Origin of the sequence: Vibrio sp. D431a (assembly GCF_030248655.1) — a bacterium.
GTDB lineage: Bacteria > Pseudomonadota > Gammaproteobacteria > Enterobacterales > Vibrionaceae > Vibrio > Vibrio alginolyticus.
This window is the reverse complement of the sequence record NZ_JAHGAP010000015.1, coordinates 33,330-54,312: the sequence shown is the minus strand read 5'-3', so window position 1 is coordinate 54,312 and position 20,983 is coordinate 33,330. Positions and strand designations below refer to the sequence as shown.

Genomic DNA, 20,983 nt, shown 5'->3' with positions numbered 1-20,983 from the left:
TTGATACGAACTGCGATATTGTAGGCCCAGAGTCTACTGCACCACATCTGAAGCCATTGAGGTCTATACTCAAGCAAGAGTAAAACAACGGAGTGTTTTTATGACCTTAAAGCGGTTTCTGGTAACTTTGATTCCTTTGACGGTTCCACTGTTTTCACCAAATGCATTGGCCGTAGACAAGCAGATGTCATCCGCCATGAAAAGTAAAATGCGGTCTATTTGCTCCGCAACAAACGAACAGAGCCATTGGCAACTTGCTGAGGCAACTCCTGACGCCAGACGCTCACTCAACATGGTGCTTTATCAAATGAATGCCGATGATAAATTGAAAGCAATTCATGAGGTGAGAACGAAAATGGTCGGCGGCACCCATTATGCGTTTGAGTTCGAGTTGCAAGATGGTCAAGTCTGGAATGCAATTGTATTGCACAGTGCCCGAGGCGATTACATGATAGAAAGACACGCAAAGAAAGGGGAACTCTGCCCTAAAGATGGCAACTCCTAAATCCCAGATTCAAATACAATAAAGGCGACCGTTACGTCGCCTTTGTTTTTTACGTCGCCTTTGTTTTATACCGTTTTCGCCTCTATCTTTTCATTCACTTTATCGCAAATGTACTCCCCAATGGGCATCGCAGATGTCGCTGCGGGTGAGGGTGCGTTGCAAACGTGCAGGCTTCTTGCGCTCTCGGCAAACAAAAAGTCATGAACCAAAGTGCCATCGGATAACACCGCTTGCGCACGAATACCCGCAGGATATGGTTTGAGATCATCGACCTTGATGCTTGGGCAGTATTTATTGACCAGCTTGAGATAACCCGGCTTCCACCACGAGTTCTTAAACTCATCCAGTCCGGTTTTTAGATGCTTTTGTGTCACCTTCCAAAAGCCGGAGAAACTGAGCATTTGCATGGTATCTTGCAGGCTAAAGTTAACCTTGTCGTACCCTTCTCGCTTCCAGCCTTGCACCGCGTTTGGACCAACGGTCACACTGCCATCAATCATGCGAGTCAGGTGGACACCTAAGAATGGCAAATCAGGGTCGGGAATTGGGTAAATAAGATGATTCACCACTTGGTCGTGTTTGCTATCTAAGCGGTAGTATTCACCACGATAAGGGATAATTTGGAAATCGGTTGGAATACCCATCATCTTAGTCATACGATCCGCCATCAAGCCGCTGCAAGTGACCAAGAATTTGGCATTGAGCTGCATGGTTTGCCCGTCTGCAATGCAGGTCAATTGAACTTCTTCGTCTTTCTCTTCGGCAGCCACCACTTTGGTTCTCAGGCTGATTTGACCACCGAGCTTTTTGAACTCTTCCGCCATCTGCTCAGTGACCAAACGATAGTCCACAATACTGGTGGTTTTGACATAAATCGCGCCCAATCCCGTGATGTTTGGTTCAGCCAGTTTAAGTTGGACTTCATCGAGTAGCTTTACGTCGATGCCGTTGACATGGCAGCGCTCATAGAGAGCATTCATGCGTTCGACTTCTTGCTCATTGGTCGCAACCAGTAACTTGCCACAGTTCTCCACCGGAATATCGTGCTCGGCGCAGAACGAAATGGTTCGCTCTACCCCACGCTTACAAAAATCCGCTTTTAAGCTGCCCGGTGCGTAGTACACCCCGGCATGAATCACGCCGCTATTGTGTCCGGTTTGGTGCTGGGCAAAACCGGACTCTTTCTCAACCAATAAAATGGATTTGTCTGGATGACGTTGCTGTAGTTGCCATGCTGTCGACACACCAACGATACCGCCACCAACAATGATGTAGTCATAGACTGATTTCATACGACCTCTTATAAAACCGATAGTTGAGATTGTTGCAATTTGAACTTGCGACCACTGTAAATGAACACCGCGACAAATACCGCACAGCTTGCCACACGAACCAACATTGGGATGTCGTGCCAAACTAGCAATGTACCTACCACTACCAACAAGAGACGCGTCAGAATGTTTAGAGGACCTTCCAAGTAGCCTTCAATCGCACCAATCAATGCATAGGTACCGATGATGGCAAAGAAGCCTACGGTAATTACCGACGTCACATCCCAACTGACCAAGCCTGTATAGGCAATAAGTAGCGGTACAAGATACAAACCTTTGGCGATTTTCCACGCCATCAAACCAGTGCGCATCGGTGGTGTTTTGGCGATGGTTGCTGCTGCAAAAGCGGTCAAACACACTGGTGGTGTAACGTTACTGTCTTGCGATAACCAAAAGATGATGAGGTGAGCAGCCAGCAATGCCAAGCCTACCGCTTCCATACCCAAACTTTGCTCTAGTAGGGTTTCCATAAAGTCCGCAGGTACTAGCGCCACCATTTCTTTCGCGGTTTCCAACGCCATTGGTGCATTAAGCAGTTCCAGCTTTTCTGGCGCCGCTAACATGAAGATCGCTTTTGCTTGTTCAGGCAATTGACCTGACACCATCAATTCAAGCAGTTGGTTTTCCGCAATCAACTTGTAAAGCGCAGGGGCAGACAGTGTACCCAATACAATATACGCCGCTGTCACAGGTAAACCCATACCCAAAACAAGAGAAGCGAGTGCAATCAGAACGATCATGATGAACAAGTCACCATTCGCCCAACCATCGATCATCAATGAGAACGTGTTGCCGATACCCGTTGTGCTGATCACATTGATCACCAGACCAATCCCCACCAGCAATACGGCGGTTGTCGCCATGTTTTTCGCACCTTGTGAAAGTGCCTCGATGATCGCTTTTGGTCCCATCTTGTGATCTTTTGAGAACCAAGAAGCCACCACCACAGAAATGATCGACAAGCCAGCAGCGTAAGTTGGCGTAAAGCCTTGAACCAACAAAGTAACCAACACCGCCAGCGGGATAAGGTTGTGCCAACCGCTGATCAGCACTTTCAATAGAGATTCATCGCTGGTCGTGATTTTTTGAACGCCGCTGCGTTTGGCTTCGATACGCACAAAGAACGCAACAGATAAGAAATAAATAAGAGCAGGAATGAAAGAAACTGCGATGATATCGACATAAGGAATTTGCGTGTAAGACGCCATGATGAAAGCACCCGCCCCCATCACTGGTGGCATCAACTGACCACCTGTCGACGCTGCAGCTTCAACTCCCGCCGCAAAGCGCGAAGGAAAACCTGCTTTTTGCATTAAAGGAATACTGATAACACCAGTTGAAACCGTATTTGCCACACTAGATCCAGATACTGAGCCCATCAATCCCGAGCCAATCACTGCGATAAAACCGGGACCACCAATGATTTTGCCAGCCGCAGCACGTGCCACATTGATGATGTAATCACCGACACCAGAGCGCACAAGAAACGCACCAAACAGAATGAACATGAATACGAAAGTCCAACTGATGCGCGAAATAGAGCCAAACATGCCCTCAGAAGAATAGAAGCTACGGTAGAGCAAGGTTTCCATGCTCAAACCCGGGAAGTGGAAAATACCTGTCGCCCACTTACCCCAAAGCACAACGTAGCTTAAACACACCACAATCAGCACTGGAATAAACCAACCCATGGTGCGTCGGATCAGCTCAATCACAATCAGGATTGCCATGATGGCGAAGACCCAATCGCTGGTCACGAACTTCACACCGCGTTCATACAGCGCATCTTCGGCATAGGGAATGTAGAGCAAACACGCGACCGCGCCCATAGCAATTAACACATCGATGCCGAGTGCAATCTTACTCTGCTTAAGAGAGATATGAACCGGATACCAAAGCGCACAAATCACCGCAAAGCCAGCAAAGTGGGTCGCGGAAATCCATAACTCTGGTAACGTCGATAAGGTATTAAACCAAATGTGCAAAGCAGACAACACCACGCCAAACACTGTAATTGTGGTGGTTACCCACGGAAAATCAGTGCGCGTGGGCAGCTCAAACTTCTGCAATTCCTTTTCTATTGAGTCGCTCATCTCATACTCCAAGCTCTGGCGGCTTTTTCCATCTTAGAAATCGGTAGGGATAAAATGCCCCGAGCCAAAACTCGGGGCGAAGTTGGCGTTATTTCGCCATTAAGTCTGATGGGATTTCGATGCCCATTTCTTTGTAGTAACGCGCCGCACCTGGGTGAAGAGGCACTGGCAAGCCAGCAATCGCTTTCTCAATCGCCATTGCTTTTGTTGCTTTGTGGATGCCTTGTAGGAAAGGCAGGTTCTCGTAAATTGCTTTGGTTAGCTGGTAAACGTCTTCTTCCGAGATATCTTCACGAACTGCCAAGAAGTTTGGCTGTGCAATGGTAGTGATCGGCTTATCTAGACCTGGATACGTGTTCGCTGGGATCTCGTACTTCGTCCATAGGTTGTAATTGCCGTTCGCCTCTTTGATTTGTTCGTCAGTAAACGAAAGAATCGAAATGTCTTTACCCAACGCAGCAAAAGCTTGAGTGACCGCACCAACAGGTACACCCGCAGGCGTGTTCATGCCGTCAATGGTGCCGTTTTGAAGTGCGCTCGCACTGCCGCCGTAACCCATGTAAGCAAGATTGAATTTATCAGGGTCGACCTTCAGACCTTTCATGATTTGGCGACCAGAGTTCTCAGTTCCTGAGTTCTTCTTACCGATAGAGAACTTCTTGCCATCTAGGTTGTTCAGATCAGTCACTGTGCCCGTTTTTGCTAGGTCAGAGCGAACAATAAAGTGCTCAACGTTTTGCCAAAGCATAGAGACTGAGCGCAGTTGTTCTTGGCGACCGCTCTTCTCATAAGGACCTTCACCAGACCAAGCCCACGCACCGTAAAGACCTTGTAGAATCGCGAACTGTGCTTCGTTTTCATTCAGCAGTTTAACGTTTTCACCAGAGCCCGCAGAGCTGATTGCAGAAAGGGAGAAGTGGTGCTTTAGTGCCAACTTCACTTTGCTTAACGTCGCCAACGCTACGCCCACAGGGTAGTAAGTACCACCTGTCGATGCCGTTGCAAGAATATAGCTACGATCTTCTGCCGCAGCGTTAGCAGCAATACCAAAAGAAGTCACAGCGACAGCCAAAGCTTTTACCAGCTTATTCATTTTCATTATTACTCTCCGTGTAGTCGTTTCACGATTGGGGATTTACATCATGTTAAACCTTTATTAACAACACATTCCCTAGAGCAATTGAAATGCCAACTTTTAACCCTTTGTATTTATTGAACTAAGAGCTGAAAGACATCAAAAATGAGCAAAATCATGCTGATTTGATAGCAAAGTAATGAGCAAGATCTTGCTCATTGAAGAGGAGAAGGTTGCACGCCTAGATCGCAAAAGGTTAATAAAATGTGATCAAGACAAAATAAATGCACGATTCACTAATAAGCAATATTTTGCCGATGCAATTTTGGATTGAATTGCAACTAATGAGCGTCTTAACAATAAGAAGAAAAAGCGCATCATTCTAAACTGCTCAATTTATCAGCTGAGGTTTATAGCCTAAACGACTACAAATAGCACAAAAATACAGCAAAGAAAGCCATGTTACAAAAATGAAAAGTCATTTATTCTAATTTTTAATTTAAAAAGCAGCTCGATCCACCAGTTCAGAAATAAACATTGACCGTATCAACTTATTTTCTACTTCGGGGTTGTGCCAATGGCCCTATGTTCGTTAGTGTAACAACACGCCAAGGCAAACGTATTCCTTGGTATTTTTTCGTCTTTAAGGATCACCCATGTCAGCAACTGCGCAATTACAATTCGCTTTAAAACGCCCATCTGGCGTTGCTGCTGCGATCCTCCTGCTCTCTCTGAAACTGATTCAGAGCTGACAGGCTATATCTAAACTTTCTGTCAGCTTGAGAAGAAGCTGACGGGAACACCACATACTCCTCCCATTCCTTTCAGTTTCTTCCAAGCGAAACATAAGAGGAATAACAATGTTAAGCGCACGCAATATCGCCGCTTTGGGCTTCATGACTTTCGCCATGTACTTAGGCGCGGGTAACCTGATCTTCCCTCCATTTTTGGGTTACCAAGCAGGTGAAAACTTTCTGAGCGGGATGTCTGGCTTCCTCTTGACGGGTGTAGGTCTGCCTGCGATGGCACTGGTGATGGTGGCTATCGTAAACGGTTCAGACAAATTAACCGCTGCCCTACCTAAACCTTTGGCGACCAGTTTTTGGGTGATGGTGTTTATCGTGATTGGCCCTGCGTTCGTGATCCCACGTGCGATTACCGTCGCTTACCAATTTAGCTTTGCACCAATGTTTGGTGATGCCGCTTTGGTGCCTTTCACTATTGCCTTCTGTGCTATCACCATTCTATTTGCCCTATATCCGGGTAAGTTGGTCGACAACCTAGGCAAGATCTTAACGCCTGCCTTGATGGGTATCTTGATCATCATGTCTGTGACGGCTTTGATTTCTCCTGCAGGTGAGCTAACTACCGCAACAGGACCATACGTATCTGGCGCATTTGCTGAAGGCTTGACCCAAGGCTACATGACCATGGATGCGCTAGGTTCTATCGGTTTTGGTTGGATTATCTTCCGCGCGATTCGCAGCATGGGTGTGGATAGCCCGAAAGCCACTGCAAAATACACACTAATTGCTGCTTTAATGTACGCGGTTGCCATGGCATTTGTTTACATCTCATTGGCTTACATTGGCTCAACAAGCTCATACTTAGGCTCTGAATTCAGTAACGGTGGCGACATCTTAACGGCATTCACCTTTAGCCACTTCGGCGCATTTGGCTCACTATTACTAGGGGCCGTGATGGTATTGGCGTGTTTGACTACTGCTATCGGCGTAACCACCGCAGGCAGTGAGTTCTACGACAACACTTTCAGCAAAGTGAACTACAAAGGCTGCGTTATCACGACCATGGTATTGGCAGGTTTGATCGCTAACGTAGGTCTAGAGCAACTATTGGCTATCACATTGCCAGCGGTTGTGGCGCTTCACCCAGTCGCGATTGCGTTGATGGTCATGGCACCAGTGCGCAACAAGATGTCACAAATCATGGTGGTAGCGACGGCGTTCACTGCTTTAACGTTTGGTTGTGTTGATGCGCTGCACATCCTAGGTTACATGCCAGATTCCACCGATGAGTGGATGGGTAATTACATGCCTCTGTACAATGACTTTGCTAGCTGGATTATGCCTAGCGTATTTATGATGATTGTTGGTCTGCTGTTTACGACGAAAACCAACCAAACCGAACAATTCGAGCTGGTGAATGAATAGCCGTTTAACATAAGACATCGCTCAATAAGTGAGTTACTATGTAGCTCGCTTATTGATATCAGGCAAAGGAGTTGCCTGAATGAAAGATTGATATGGGTCGCCTATGGATAATCAGTATCTAGACATCAGAACACTGAACTTTATCGTTATTCTGTTCTCTTGCATTTACTCTATTAGTCTGCTTTGTTATCAATACACTCAGGGTAGAGTCAAAGGCCTAAAAACCTTCTCGATATCACTACTGTTTATTGGTTTAGGTCCTTTTTTACTTGGCTTTAGAGGCTCTGCGCCAGACTGGCTGACCATCGTCATAGCCAACACTCTCATATTAGTCGGCTTCTTGCTTACGCTATATAGCGTAAGCATTTTTCGTCAATACCCTTTAAAATTGGCTCACTGTCTCACCTTGTTAACACCTGTTTTTAGTGGTTCATTTTACTATTTCACCTTCCATGACCCTTCTATCAAAAGCCGTATTATTTATCTGAGCACGTATATTTGTATCGTCACCTTCTTTAGTGGTGTCGCCATGCTTAAAGGTACCCAAAAGGACTTAAAGCTCCCTGTTAAAGCAATGGCTTACTCTTTCTTTGGATTTAGTTTTTTTATGGGATTTAGGGCGCTTTGGAGTACTTTTTCAGGTGAGTTACCAAGTTTTATGGTCGCAGGCCTTATCCATCAGCTGACTTTCTTATTTAGCATCTGCCTGATCGTTGCTTTGAGCTTTAGTATGCTGTGGTTAATTAACGGACGCTTGGTGCAATCCATTAATGCTCTCTCTCATTTAGATGCACTCACAGGGCTAGATAATCGTCGAGCCATGGAAGAAATCGTTCCAAACTTGGTTAGTAAAGCACATAAAAAAAACCAAGCAATCAGCATTATTATGACTGATGTCGACAAGTTCAAAGCGATTAATGATCACTATGGTCACACGGTTGGCGACTCCGTCATGGCAACGATCTCCACTATTTTTAAAAAGCATCTTCCTGAGTCAGCCTGCATTGTGCGATTTGGTGGTGACGAGTTCATGATTGTTTTGCTCGAAAAAGCACAGCAAGCCAAAATTTTCGCAGAGCAAATTCGCCTTGCGGTCGAAACTGAAACCGCTTTGCAATCATTTAAAACTGAAGTGACCATGAGCTTTGGTATCAGTCAGTTATCTGAGGGGCAATCACTTCAAGAGGCGCTTGCTGAAGCAGACGAAGCGCTATATAGCTCTAAACATACAGGAAGGAACCTCGTTACCTTGTTTGGAGAAGGTAAAGACCTAAATTATAAGTTTGTCCCAGCTCCTGCCAAAAGCGCATAACATGTTTGTTATGCCAGTGATTTCGAATTAGCTAGAAATCGCACTAAGTATAGTCGGAGCGATTCAAACCAAACTTCTGCATCTTTTGGTTAAGGGTTCGACGTGGTAAATCCAACTCCTGCATCACCTCATTGATGCGTCCATGATGCCTGACTAAAGAATCATGCAGCACTTTACGCTCAAAATTATGTAGCTGAATCGCCAACGGAACGCCTGCTTGTGTCTCTTCGGTTGTAGAAGATGGTCGACTGGAGAGAATTTCCATCACGGAGACGGTTTCATCCAGAGCAAAACGCATTGCTACATTTCTAAGCTCACGCACGTTACCGGGCCAAGCGTAAGCAAGAATGGCTTTTCTATCGGCTTCACTCAGCGGACGACTCTCAGGGTTACTTTTCAGGGCAAAGTGTTCGAACAAGATCAACGCGTCTTCTTCTCGCTCACGTAGCGGAGGCAAATAGATCTGCGCCACATTAAGACGATAGTACAAATCCTGACGAAACTCGTCATGCTCATTGAGATCTTCTTTCGCGGCGGCGATCACTCTTAAATCAACCGAGATCTGTTGGTTACCCCCAACGCGCTCAACCGTATGTTCCTGTAATGAACGCAACACTTTCACCTGCATAGACAGTGGCATACTCTCGATTTCATCAAAGAATAAAGTGCCTTTATCCGCGTATTCCAACTTACCAATGCGCTTTTTACCCGCTCCGGTAAATGCCCCTGCTTCATGTCCAAACAGCTCACTTTCAAACAGGTTCTCAGGAATAGCGCCACAGTTGATTGGCACAAAATGATAGGATCTGCGTTGGCTTTCATTATGCAAACTGGTCGCCACCAGCTCTTTACCACAACCTGTTTCGCCGTAAATGATCACGTTAGTATCAATGCGTGCTAACTTGGCAACTTGTTCTCTAAGCTGTTGCATCACACGGCTTCGGCCAATCAGCACTTCTTCTAAGCCGCTAACGCTAGATAGATACTCTTGGCGATCTTGAGTAGACGTTTGTGCGCGATAACTCTCGACCGCATCGGTCACTCGCTGGGATAGGCGCTCAGGTTGGAAAGGTTTCTCGATAAAATCGAACGCACCGTTTTGCAACGCCCCAACTGCCATATCGACATCACCATGTCCGGTGATCAAAATAACTGGCGTTGGGATGTGATTAGCAATCAGGCTTTCTAGTATCGACAAGCCGTCGGTGTCCGGCAGGCGAACATCACTGACAATCGCATCAAATTCTTGGCTAAGAATGGCCGCTTTCCCCTCTTCTCCTAAACTGAATGCGGTCACGTCGAACCCCGCCAGTTGCAGCCACTGACTGGTAGCCTGACGAACAATGTCATCGTCTTCGATAAGTGCAATTTTAGGGGTGTCGTCAAAAGCCATGAGTTACTACCGTAGGTGGAATAGAAATCGCTCTTTGCTAACGGTAGCAAAAACCACTGAGGAGAAAAGGAGCTAGATCTCACTTCTTGCTTACAAGTCTTTAACATCCAACCAGTTAGGCGCACTCTTTAATGACTCTCGGTGAGAACGCACTAGCTGAACGGAGTCAGTATGCAGCGCAAAAGGAATGGCAAAACGTGGCTTGTGGTCGTAATTGCAACAGTGCTGATGTTGTCTTGTTATAGCGCCAGCAGAGAGGTTGCTCGTCAATGGTTGAGCGTACAAACTCAAACCGAAGCTCAACAAAAACTGCTCGACTATATCGGTGAAGTTCGCCGTGCACTCAAACGCTTCTATCACTTGCCTTACCTTGTCACCAATAATCCGGAAACCATCGCGTTTGTAAAAGGAAACCGGACTTATTACGAGCCATTGCAAACCCAACTGACTCAGCTAGATAAAGCCGCCAATACGGAAGGTTGGCTAATCCTGTCTAACTCTGGCGAAGTATTGGTCTCGAGTTTAATCGAAGAGCGCTTTAGCCTATCTGACCGAAAAGCCATTGTGGAACAAATTCACAATCAAGGCGGCGGTGTTTCCTTGGTGAACAAAACCAAAGGTTCGAGTCCGTTGTATTATCTTGCAGCCCCTATCTACGACGGTCTGGATATAGCAGGCATTGTGGTGGTGCAAATCAACCTCAGCTTATTGACCGAACAGACTATTACTAGCCAAGACATCATTACGTTGCAGAACCGTCAGCAACGCTTTTTCCTATCGAGCAGCTCGCTCTATAACGCAGACTGGTTTAACGAACCAAGCAACGCCGTTCAGTTAGAAACGCAGCGCTTATACGACAACACTAATATCAGTGTGTGGACGCTCAATCAGCAACGCTATTTTGCGCACACCGTTAAATTGGATGATTTGAATTGGTACGTCAGCTACCTCACCCCTTCTAAGCCGATTCAACAAACCATCAACGTGATTGGTTGGAGCGTAGCGGCGCTGCTCTTGTTGGTTGTATTACTCGTCATCATTGGTCTACAACGTCGACAAAAGCACATCAATCAACAACGAATTCAAGCCCTGTTGGAAGAGTCCCAACGCCGCTTGAAACAGATGATCAATAAAACCCACGTTGGTTTGCTATTGATTGATGAACAAGGGCAACTGTTCGATCTCAACCCAATGGCGAAGCGTTTGTTCTGTTTACCAGAGAGCGTCAATCGACACGCTTTTGCTTGGGAATTATTCGACGCAGGCAACCCCAATTCCACCACACTTAAGTTGCTCAAGGACTTGCCTAAGCATAAAGAGCTCGCAGAGATCAGCACGGTCGAAACCATTGCCAGACGCAGCGATGGAAGCGTCTTCCCTGTCCTGTTCTCGCTAACCAGTTTCCCTTGGCATGGCGAGCAGTATTTCCTTGCAACGATCATAGACATCAGTAAGCGGAAAAAAGCCGAGCAATCGCTGCAACAGGTCAACCAAGAACTGGCGCAACGGGTAGAAGAGCGAACTCAAGCGCTAAAAGAAGCGCAAAACCAATTAATTGAATCGAGCAAAATGGCCGCCTTGGGTCGCATGTCGAGCGCGATTACTCATGAGCTCAATCAGCCACTGACAGGCTTGCGTACCCTGCTCACCACGAACGAACTGCTGGCGGAACGCGGCGAAACCGAGATGATGAAAGCCAACAATGTTTTGGTGCAAAAGCTGATTGATCGTATGGCAAGCATGACCAGTCAGCTGAAGACGTTCGCCTACAACAAACCAGAAAGCCTACAAGCAATTTCTCTTACTTCCGCACTCGAAGAGACCCTACGCGTTTATCAAACCCAACTAGACAAAGTGGATGTGCGTGTTCGAGTTGCTCATGACTTACCTAACATCTTGGGTGAAGAACAACGACTGCTTCAGGTACTCGGTAATCTTGTCTCGAATGCGCTAGACGCAATGAACCATACCACCAACCCGCAGCTCAGCTTGATCGTCAATCCAACCGACAATCAGGTCGAACTGATCGTCAGTGATAATGGCTGCGGCGTGTCGAATGAGATGCTTGAATCCATGTTTGAACCCTTCCAAACCTCAAAGAAAATTGGTGAAGGGTTGGGGCTGGGTTTAGCGATTACGGCCAACAATATGCGTGATATGAACGGACAAATTACCGTGCATAAGAATGAACAAAATGGGCTGACTTTCACTCTATTGTTCAAATCAGCCTAGGTTGATATTGATTACAAAATCATCATTAGAACTAAGCATCCCCGCTGTTTGAGAAAAATACGATCTCGATACAAGTATCGAGGTGTCTCCTACACTATTCTCAAGCAATAAATCCACAAACATTTCCTAAATATAAAGAGTGAGAAACATGATTAAGTTTCCTGAACATTTTCTTTGGGGTGGTGCCATTGCTGCAAACCAAGTAGAAGGGGCGTACAACCTTGGGGGTAAAGGGTTATCGACATCAGACATGCTGCCAAACGGTATTTTGAGTCCGCATCAAACCCGTGAAGAGCGTACACCGGGTATCAAAGACGTGGCGATCGACTTCTACAATCGCTACCCAGAAGACATCGCGCTGTTCAAAGAGATGGGCTTTAACTGTCTGCGTCTCTCTTTGGCATGGAGCCGCATCTTCCCGAACGGGGACGAACTAGAACCTAACGAAGAAGGTTTGGCGTTCTACGATAAAATTTTTGACGAACTTGCCGAGCACAACATCCAACCTTTCGTGACATTATCTCACTACGAAATGCCTTACGCACTGGTCGAGAACTACGGTGGTTGGGGCGATCGTCGCGTCATCGAATTCTTCGAACGTTATGCTCGCACCGTGCTGGAACGCTACAAAGACAAAGTGAAGCTGTGGTTAACGTTCAACGAAATCAACATGTCTCTACACGCACCATTTACTGGTGTTGGTTTGCAAGAAGACGCCAGTGAACAAGAGATTTACCAAGCGATTCACCACCAACTAGTCGCCAACGCAAAAGCGGTAAAACTGTGTCAGCAAATCGTACCAAACGGCAAGATTGGTAACATGCTGCTTGGCGCAATCAACTACCCATATACCTGTAACCCTGATGACGTGCTTGCTGCAATGCATGAAAACAACAAGTGGTTGTTCTTCGGTGATGTGCAAACACGTGGTCAGTACCCTGGCTACATGAAGCGTTACTTCCGCGAAAACGGCATTGAAATTCAGATGGAAGCAGGCGACTTAGAAGAAATTGCGTCTGCGAGTGTCGACTTCATCTCATTCAGCTACTACGCAAGTGGCTGTGCAAGTGCAGACCCGAAACAGAAGGAAGTGGGTAACATTGTCGATAGCGTACCAAACCCATATCTTGAGAAGAGCCAATGGGGCTGGTTGATCGATCCAAAAGGCCTGCGCATTCTGCTGAACTTCCTTCACGATCGCTACCAAAAACCACTGTTTGTCGTAGAAAACGGCTTAGGTGCACGTGATGAAATCGATGAAAACGGTGAGATTCAAGATGATTACCGCATCGCTTACTTGAACGACCACCTTGTGCAAGCACACGAAGCGATTCTGGATGGCGTTGAGTTGATGGGCTTTACCAGCTGGGGGCCAATCGATTTGGTCGCGAACTCAACCGCTGAGATGAGCAAACGTTACGGCTTTATCTATGTCGATCGTTATGATGATGGGCAAGGAACGCTAGAACGTAAACGTAAGAAAAGCTTTTTCTGGTATCAAGACGTGATTCGTACTTCAGGCGGTTCATTGAAAAGCTAAGCCTGTTGTCTAGGTACAAAGTGCAACTAGGCATTCGCCTAAACCATCAAGCCCTGCAATTGCAGGGCTTGAATTTTAAGGTGTTTATTCATTTAGAGATTAAACTGCAATCTCTCCACCGTCTTCACGGCGAATAACCACTGTCGCCGCTCGTGGGCGCACAGAAACACCAGCAGGCGTTTCTTCGGCTGCATCTTCACTGTATGGCCAGTTGCCTGGGTGCTGAATATTCACAAACAATGATTTGTAATCAGGGCTGATGGTAAAGCCTGTTACTTCACAACCATTTGGTCCGACAAAGAAGCGTTTCAATTCAGCTTGATTATCCGCACCAATCACAGCTTGATCACCATTCTCATCTGTTAGCTTAGATGGAACAACAGCCAACATTTGATCATTGGTGTAAGACGTGACTTCATCTGCGCCGTTATCAGTCTGAATCCACAAAATACCACGGCCATCAAACGCTAATCCGTCTGGGCTCGCAAACTGGTTTAACTCATTCAAGCCAGAACGGTTGGTATCTGCATCACCATTTGCTGGCGAACCAAACACAAAGATATCCCAAGTAAAGTCAGTTGCTGAAGCACCTTCATCCCAACGGATAACATGACCAAACTTATTATTCAAACGTGGATTCGCAGGATTGGTTTCATCTGTACGGCGCGTATTGTTCGTCAATGTTAAATATACTGAACCCGTGAATGGATCAACCGTACACCACTCTGGTCGATCCATTGGTGTTGCCCCAACTAAATCCGCCGCACCCGCAGTATTGATGATAATTTCAGCCAGTGAATCAAAGTGATCCGCTAACGTACCACCAGCGGTTGTTACGCTATCAAGCGTTAATGGTAACCAAGTACCTGTGCTGTCTTCATTGAAGCGCGCCACATACAGTGTGCCTTCGTCCATGTACTTGTCACCCATCGCCAAGCGGTTATCAGGGTTAGCATCTGCTGGATCCCACGCTGCCGCAGATTCAAATTTGTATAGGTATTCAAAGCGAGAATCGTGACCAGAATAAAATACCACTGGTTTGCCTTCTTCAAGCTTACCGAAAGTACAGCCCTCGTGACGGAAACGACCTAGCGCAGTACGTTTCTTCGCACGTGAGTTTTGCGTGTAAGGGTCAATCTCGACAATGTAACCGTGACCATTGGCTTCATTACGGTAATCATCCATCGCACTTGCTCCTGTTGGAGCCACATTAAAGCGAGAGAACTCATCAAGACGCTCTTCTGCATTACCTGCTAATGTCTCCCACAAGTAGCGTGTGCTTTGGTCATCAACACCAATGCGATCTTGCTCTTCTGTACGAGTCCCGGCGTTAACAAAGTAACCAGGCCAGTTCTCTTCACACGTTAAGTAAGTGCCCCACGGCGTGTAGCCGTTGCCACAGTTGTTTAACGTACCACGCGCTTGGCTGCCATCTGGTGAGAAACGAGTGACAGTTAAAGATGTGTGGGCTACCGGGCCAGACAAATCCATGACTGTCGCACCAGTATAACGACGGTTTAGTGGGTCAGTATCAACCAACTTCCACATGTTGTCTTCCAGTTGAATGCGAACCACTGATACACCGTGCGCGTAAATCTCTTTGCGCACTTCATCTACAATGGTACGTACGCCATTTTCAACCGTCGGACCGTTTGGATGCAGTGCTGATGTGTCGATGTACTCGTGGTTAATACATAGCAAGCCATCTGTAGTGCTATCGTTCAATGGGAAAAAATGCATGCCGTCATGGTGCATGCCTAGCGCATTTAACTGATCGGTACTGGTGTTGGTACCATCATTTTGCCATGCGCTGCCTTGTGCATTAAGTGGTGTTCCCCAAGGTACTAGTACTTGTGCGGTGTAGCCTTGTGGAATTGAAACTGCGTCAGTGAGTGAGCCAGGGATAGATTCAAAGTTAAGAACGGCTTTAGATGCGCCCGAACCACTGCTTACTGTACTCCCTGAGTCAGACGAGTTACAACCAGCCAATCCGAAAGCACCAAACGCTGCCATCGCACTGATACCTAAACCACCTTTCAGAATGCTGCGTCGAGATAGGCTCGCTTCTAATACTTCTTCAAATGGTTTGTTTTCACTTTGGTTATAACGCGTCGCGTCAAAGGTTTCCTTGCTCATTTTTACTTTCCCGATCTTATAGTTTAATTAATAAATAAGTGATTAGTTGAACGGCAAGAAGTTTGGATAAGAAAAATGACAAAAGTGCTTAAAACATATGAAACTTGTGTTTCAACAATACTGCAAACCAACCAACACAGCTAACGAAGCAATTAAATTCTGGTCACATAATCACCAACTGTATCGCTTCATTCTGATTTTACTTGGGCTAAAGTATGATAGAAGGTATAAGGTGTACGAAATCAAATCATCTACGAGAGATAATCATGAAATTAGACAAGATCGATAACAAGAGCCGTCGTATCCGTAAAAAGCTGTTCTTAGGTGAGTTCGCAATCCTAGGTTTCGAGATCAGCTGTGAAACAGACATTAACGACTTCGACCGTTACGATGCATTCGTTGATGACTTTATCGACTACATTGACGAGCTTGGTCTTTGCTTCGGTGGCGGTGGTCTAGAACTGTTTGAAGGCTTCCTATGTTCTACTAACCGTTACGGCAGTGCGACTGAAGAACAGAAAGCGCAAGTTATCAAATGGTTAGAAGCACGCCCAGAAGTGAAAAGCGCGCAAGCGGGCGAACTAGTTGACGCCAACTACCTGTAACTAAAGGGCAACCTGTAATACGCAGAGCTCAATAAATGGTAGAGAAAGCTGGTCTTAAGACTGGCTTTTTTATTTTTGGAAGAATGCGATATTAAAAATAGGGTGCTTGGGAAGTTGCGCGGAGTGATTTTGGCGTTTTTGAGCTGGCAATCAACGGGAAACTGCGTTCCACAGCCAGCTCGTGCCTTTAGGTATAATTAACTATGATTTTTTAGCTGGGGCGTCTTTCGTGTCTTTCCAGTATTGAATACGCACACGATGTAGCTGAGCTCTTCTAGTCTTTTTCATAGTAAAGTCCCTCATCTTATATAAGTAACGCTCCTCATGGAGCTTATTGTCTAAGGTCGTATCCCCTTCAATCTATAAGGGAATCAATCATTTAACCGTGACCAATTTCACAACATAATGATAATTACCGATTTCTTGCAGCCTGTTTTTACTGGCAAACGGCATATTATCTATCTGACACAGTTAACTTACTCACCAGATATGACAGAAAAATGGCAATCAAGTTCCCTACTTATACTGTCATTGAATCTTAATAAGGATTAACAAGGTGGGCATTTCAGATTTACCATACTGTTTATAAAAACCGCAAGATTTTTTATTTCTTTTCAAACAAATCTCTACTCAAGATCAATTCACTTTCATCTTTATCGTCTCCCTTTTAACGCATTGTGATCCAGTTCAATCCACAGAACTCGGAACAGAAAGCGCTCATTAATACATTCACCACCAAACTTGTGCGAGATCTCTTACAAGAGTTGTAAGCAAATAGATTAACCACGTCTAAGAGCAATGCCAGAAAAAACATTAAACATATGATTTAACAGTAATATTTAAATTCACTTAAAATAATAAGTAAAAATAATTTAGAAAAGTTAATTGAGTCAAATCAGCAAAACATCAATACTCAATTTGTCGACAGGATGTTGGCGGGAACAGGAAAAAAGCCTAAAGGATTGGGTATCTTCAGGATGAAGATTTGATAGCTTAGGATGAGTTGTCAGCAAGGATGTAGTTAAGCTCTAGGATAGAGTTCGCCCGTCAGGATGATAGGCAAGAATGGACACCGCTAGGAAGGCGATGAACAAGGAACTCGGTTAAAGGACTTAGCCACAATCAAGGATAGATGCAGGGAGCACCTATTAGTAGCTGGATTGCTGCGAAAAAGAATAAGCCCCGTCTGGGAAACCAGGCGGGGTTTTATTTTGTCTGTAATGTATTGATAAAGATTCATCTTTATCGTTTAAGTCTTCTCTGTTTTCATAAAACACCGTGCTATCATTTTCTTTACGTCTCCCAACAAAGCTCTCAGAAAATCACACACTATGCTTAATCCTGTTTGGTTACATACATTTAAGACATTGATTGAAGTCGGTCATTTTACGCAAACGGCAGAAAAACTTTTTATGACTCAGCCTGGCGTCAGCCAACACATCAAAAAATTAGAGCAAAGTTGTCAGCATGCCTTGATCAAGCGCGAAAACAAAAGCTTCGAATTAACCGAGCAAGGCAGGATTGTCTACGCATATGCGCTCGAGTTAGAAGATAGAGAGAAGAAGCTGCTCGAAGAGCTCAGTTTTGATGATGCGTTTTCAGGCCACTGTAAACTGGCTTGTTCTGGTGCAATGGCGTTAATGTTGTATGGGCCCATTTTGGAGAAGCAAAAACAGCACCCGAGCTTATCGTTACATTTAGAAGCCGCGCCAAATCAATCTATTCTCAACGCCATAACGCAAGGGCACATCGATATTGGTATCGTGACTGATGTTCCCAACAAAGGTCTGTTTCACAGTGAGCGAATTGGTAAAGAGAGGTTGTGCTTGGTTCTGCCAAAGCATTATCAAAATAAGCAGATAACGCCACAACTCTTGCATGACTGTGGTGTCATTAGCCACCCTGATGCCGAGCATTACATGACGCTGTTTTTTGACCAGTGTGAAGAACCACAGCTCCAAGAAATTAAGATGAGCGATTTACCATTATCCGGCTACGTAAATCAATTGAGCCAAATTTTGCTACCTGTCAGCAAAGGGCTTGGCTTCACCGTGCTGCCTCAAAGTGCGGTCGACAATTTTCCACTAAAAGACACGTTATACATTGCTCAACTGAAAAACACTGTATGTGAAGAGCTATTTCTGGTTCGTAAGCGCAGTCGTGCTCTACCTCTGCGCTATCAGACCATCAAAGAAGTGTTATTGGATGTGGTCGGTGGTGCGCATCAATGATGTTAGCCACTCTTCGCTGGTAATGCGTTCCTCTTGGCAATCCACCCAATATGGTTTGCCAGATAACCAACTTTTCGACGCAACTTCTTTTATAAACACATCCACGGAATCAACGTCATCTTTGGCGTAATCCCATTTATTGCGCATGTGTTCTGCCGCTTCTTGATTAGTGTACGCCTTGCCGTTGCGGATAAAGGTGCAAGAGGATTGCTCAACTCGTTTTATCAACGTCGAGATATCTTGCTCTACCCCTGCTAGTGCAAAGGTCGGCAGAATGCTTAATGTAAGTAACAACGTCCACTTTGCTTTCATCGCACCTTTATCCTTATCCCTGACCACGTAACTACTAATAGTAACTACTGATAAGTGACTTAACTATTCTGGTGTTTGGCTGTTTAGCTCAGCAATTATTGCCACCACGCCTTAGCAGGCTGAGGCTCCGCAATCGCCAAGCGTTGACCAATCTCAGGGCTCACTAACGTTACACCGCGCTCTTCACTAATGTCTAACGCGCGTTGCATCGGTTCATTCCAATCGTGCATCGACAGATCAAACGTGCTGTTGTGAATCGGCATCATCACTTTACCCTGCACATCAATGTGTGCTTGAACACTTTGCTCAGGGAACATGTGAATGTCTGACCAAAGTTCATTGTATGCACCTGTTTCAATCATGGTGAAGTCAAACGGACCGTACTTTTCGCCAATCTCTTTAAAGCCATTGAAGTAACCAGAGTCACCACTGAAGAACACTTTGTGTTGTTGTGCATTAATAACCCAACTGCCCCACAGTGTCGTATCGCGGTCTGTCAAACCTCGACCAGAGAAATGCTGAGTCGGAGTCAATGTATATTCAATACCGTCGACAGAATGTGACTCCCACCAATCTAGCTCGATCACTTTCTCCTTCGGCACACCCCAATTCACCAGTAATTGGCCAACTTTTAACGGTACCAAGAAAGTGCCCACCTTGTCGCCTAGCACTTTAATAGAAGCTTTATCTAGGTGATCGTAATGGTCATGACTGATCACCACCACATCGATAGTTGGCAAATCTTCTATCGTGATGGGGGTTTGGTGAAAGCGTTTTGGCCCTGCCCATTGTACAGGAGACGCGCGATCACTGAATACAGGGTCGGTCATCACCAGTTTTCCATCGAGCTTCATTAATACGCTTGAGTGACCCAGACGATAGATGACGTCATCTTGCTCTTCTAACAGTTGCCGCGCTGTGATCGCATGCACTGGAATTTCAATCGTTGGTGTTGGGTTAAGGCGCTCAGTCGTAAAATACGCTTTCATGATTTCGAACATGTCGCCCAAACCGCTTTTGTATTCCAACTCTGTATTTGCAAATTTGTCCGGGTATGTTGGCGCTTTTTCAGTATCAACATTAGAACAAGAAATCATTGATGTACCTATCGCGAACGCTCCTACTGTGGCTAGCAAAGTTTTTTTCATAAAAAGTTAACCCGAACAAAAGTAAACTACACGGTGCAGTTTACATTCTAATTATCAAAAGTAAACTACTTAGTGTAAAATAGATCAAGAAATGATCGTCTTAACTTAGCAAGCTTATGAATGTAAAAAGAAAAAGTCGTAGCGAAACCAAAAGAGAAGCCATCTTGTGCGCGGCAAGGCAAGCGTTCCAAGAGTTTGGGGTGCAAAACACCAGCATGGATAAGCTCTCTGCAATCGCACAAGTCTCTAAGCGCACGGTCTATAATCACTTCCCTTCTAAGGAAGCGATCGTGACGGAGTTGCTGACTGAGCTTTGGCGTTCGTCAATGATGGAAAGCGATATTAAACGCTTGGCCACTCTGCCACTCAAAGATCAATTGATTGAATTACTCTACAGCGAGATCATTGTGGTGACGGAACCAAACTATATTGAGCTGGCAAAAGTGGCATTTGGGCACTTCTTATTTAAGCCAGAAGATCTCAAAGAACAAGCAGAACAAATGTCGAAACAGGAAACCGCCCTGTACCGCTGGCTTACGGAGAAATCGAACAGTGGCGCTTTGCAAATTGATGATGTACATATAGCAAGCACTCAATTGCACAACTTACTTAAAGGCAGTGCATTCTGGCCGCAGTTAATGGGAATTCGCCCCTCTTTGTCGAATGAAGAATCTAGGCTATTAGCTACCCAAACGGCGGAACTTTTTTTAAGTCACTATCAAAACAGCTAAAAACAGCGGTCAAATTGGCCGCTTTTTTAAGCGATAATTCGTGACAAAGCGATGAAATTTTTGCTCAATTTTATTTATCTCACCCTTGACAGTCTCATACCGCAAGGCGTGAGCGTTCGATAAAATATTTTTGTCGTGTCGACGATGCTTTTTCGTTTTCATCTCACA

Annotated in this window: 15 protein-coding genes; 8 read left to right on the top strand and 7 right to left on the bottom strand. The window is 45.4% G+C overall.

Annotated features, from left to right (window positions below; translation table 11 throughout):
• Positions 1 to 100 precede the first annotated feature (100 nt).
• Positions 101 to 505 carry a hypothetical protein gene (locus KJB35_RS13225; protein ID WP_054574501.1) on the top strand — a complete coding sequence of 135 codons (405 nt, stop codon included), beginning with the start codon at positions 101 to 103 and terminating at the stop codon, positions 503 to 505.
• A gap of 65 nt (positions 506 to 570) precedes the next feature.
• Here KJB35_RS13225 and lhgO read toward each other — a convergent pair whose 3' ends face one another.
• The 3 genes from lhgO to KJB35_RS13210 form a co-directional block, all read right to left on the bottom strand.
• The gene (gene lhgO, locus KJB35_RS13220; RefSeq protein WP_213907730.1) at positions 571 to 1,797 is read right to left on the bottom strand and encodes an L-2-hydroxyglutarate oxidase; all 1,227 of its coding nucleotides are present in this window, start codon (positions 1,795 to 1,797) and stop codon (positions 571 to 573) included.
• 8 nt (positions 1,798 to 1,805) lie between these two features.
• A complete protein-coding gene (locus KJB35_RS13215) occupies positions 1,806 to 3,929 on the bottom strand; it encodes a TRAP transporter permease (protein WP_213907728.1) in 2,124 nt (707 codons plus the stop codon).
• A gap of 88 nt (positions 3,930 to 4,017) precedes the next feature.
• Positions 4,018 to 5,028 carry a TAXI family TRAP transporter solute-binding subunit gene (locus KJB35_RS13210; RefSeq protein ID WP_285357855.1) on the bottom strand — a complete coding sequence of 337 codons (1,011 nt, stop codon included), beginning with the start codon at positions 5,026 to 5,028 and terminating at the stop codon, positions 4,018 to 4,020.
• An 836-nt stretch (positions 5,029 to 5,864) separates the two neighbouring features.
• Between KJB35_RS13210 and brnQ the strand changes: the two genes are divergently transcribed.
• The gene (gene brnQ, locus KJB35_RS13205) at positions 5,865 to 7,175 is read left to right on the top strand and encodes a branched-chain amino acid transport system II carrier protein (RefSeq protein ID WP_064354484.1); all 1,311 of its coding nucleotides are present in this window, start codon (positions 5,865 to 5,867) and stop codon (positions 7,173 to 7,175) included.
• Between the two features lie 103 nt (positions 7,176 to 7,278).
• Complete coding sequence (locus tag KJB35_RS13200) at positions 7,279 to 8,487, top strand: GGDEF domain-containing protein (protein WP_213907727.1); 1,209 nt, start codon at positions 7,279 to 7,281, stop codon at positions 8,485 to 8,487.
• A 43-nt stretch (positions 8,488 to 8,530) separates the two neighbouring features.
• Here KJB35_RS13200 and KJB35_RS13195 read toward each other — a convergent pair whose 3' ends face one another.
• On the bottom strand, positions 8,531 to 9,880 hold the full coding sequence (locus KJB35_RS13195; protein ID WP_064354482.1) for a sigma-54 dependent transcriptional regulator: 1,350 nt from the start codon (positions 9,878 to 9,880) through the stop codon (positions 8,531 to 8,533).
• Between the two features lie 171 nt (positions 9,881 to 10,051).
• On the opposite strand from KJB35_RS13195, the gene KJB35_RS13190 reads away from it, so the two are divergent.
• Positions 10,052 to 12,112 (top strand): sensor histidine kinase, encoded by a 2,061-nt coding sequence (locus tag KJB35_RS13190; RefSeq protein ID WP_064354481.1) that lies wholly within the window; start codon positions 10,052 to 10,054, stop codon positions 12,110 to 12,112.
• A 148-nt stretch (positions 12,113 to 12,260) separates the two neighbouring features.
• On the top strand, positions 12,261 to 13,652 hold the full coding sequence (locus KJB35_RS13185) for a glycoside hydrolase family 1 protein (protein WP_064354480.1): 1,392 nt from the start codon (positions 12,261 to 12,263) through the stop codon (positions 13,650 to 13,652).
• Positions 13,653 to 13,751: 99 nt separating this feature from the next.
• Here the strand turns inward: KJB35_RS13185 and KJB35_RS13180 are convergent, their stop codons facing one another.
• On the bottom strand, positions 13,752 to 15,788 hold the full coding sequence (locus KJB35_RS13180) for a PhoX family phosphatase (RefSeq protein WP_064354479.1): 2,037 nt from the start codon (positions 15,786 to 15,788) through the stop codon (positions 13,752 to 13,754).
• A gap of 266 nt (positions 15,789 to 16,054) precedes the next feature.
• Between KJB35_RS13180 and KJB35_RS13175 the strand changes: the two genes are divergently transcribed.
• Together KJB35_RS13175 and KJB35_RS13170 are read left to right on the top strand one after the other, a co-directional pair.
• A complete protein-coding gene (locus KJB35_RS13175) occupies positions 16,055 to 16,393 on the top strand; it encodes a YggL family protein (RefSeq protein ID WP_054701928.1) in 339 nt (112 codons plus the stop codon).
• A gap of 1,331 nt (positions 16,394 to 17,724) precedes the next feature.
• Entirely contained in the window at positions 17,725 to 18,624 is a 900-nt protein-coding gene (locus KJB35_RS13170) for a LysR family transcriptional regulator (RefSeq protein WP_054574492.1), read from the top strand.
• On the opposite strand, the gene KJB35_RS13165 is transcribed toward KJB35_RS13170, so the two are convergent.
• Together KJB35_RS13165 and KJB35_RS13160 are read right to left on the bottom strand one after the other, a co-directional pair.
• A complete protein-coding gene (locus KJB35_RS13165) occupies positions 18,592 to 18,936 on the bottom strand; it encodes a DUF5329 family protein (RefSeq protein ID WP_017635527.1) in 345 nt (114 codons plus the stop codon). The genes KJB35_RS13170 and KJB35_RS13165 overlap by 33 nt on opposite strands.
• A gap of 95 nt (positions 18,937 to 19,031) precedes the next feature.
• The gene (locus KJB35_RS13160) at positions 19,032 to 20,045 is read right to left on the bottom strand and encodes an MBL fold metallo-hydrolase (protein ID WP_031780877.1); all 1,014 of its coding nucleotides are present in this window, start codon (positions 20,043 to 20,045) and stop codon (positions 19,032 to 19,034) included.
• Between the two features lie 155 nt (positions 20,046 to 20,200).
• Between KJB35_RS13160 and KJB35_RS13155 the strand changes: the two genes are divergently transcribed.
• The gene (locus KJB35_RS13155; RefSeq protein WP_025768062.1) at positions 20,201 to 20,815 is read left to right on the top strand and encodes a TetR/AcrR family transcriptional regulator; all 615 of its coding nucleotides are present in this window, start codon (positions 20,201 to 20,203) and stop codon (positions 20,813 to 20,815) included.
• Positions 20,816 to 20,983: the final 168 nt, after the last annotated feature.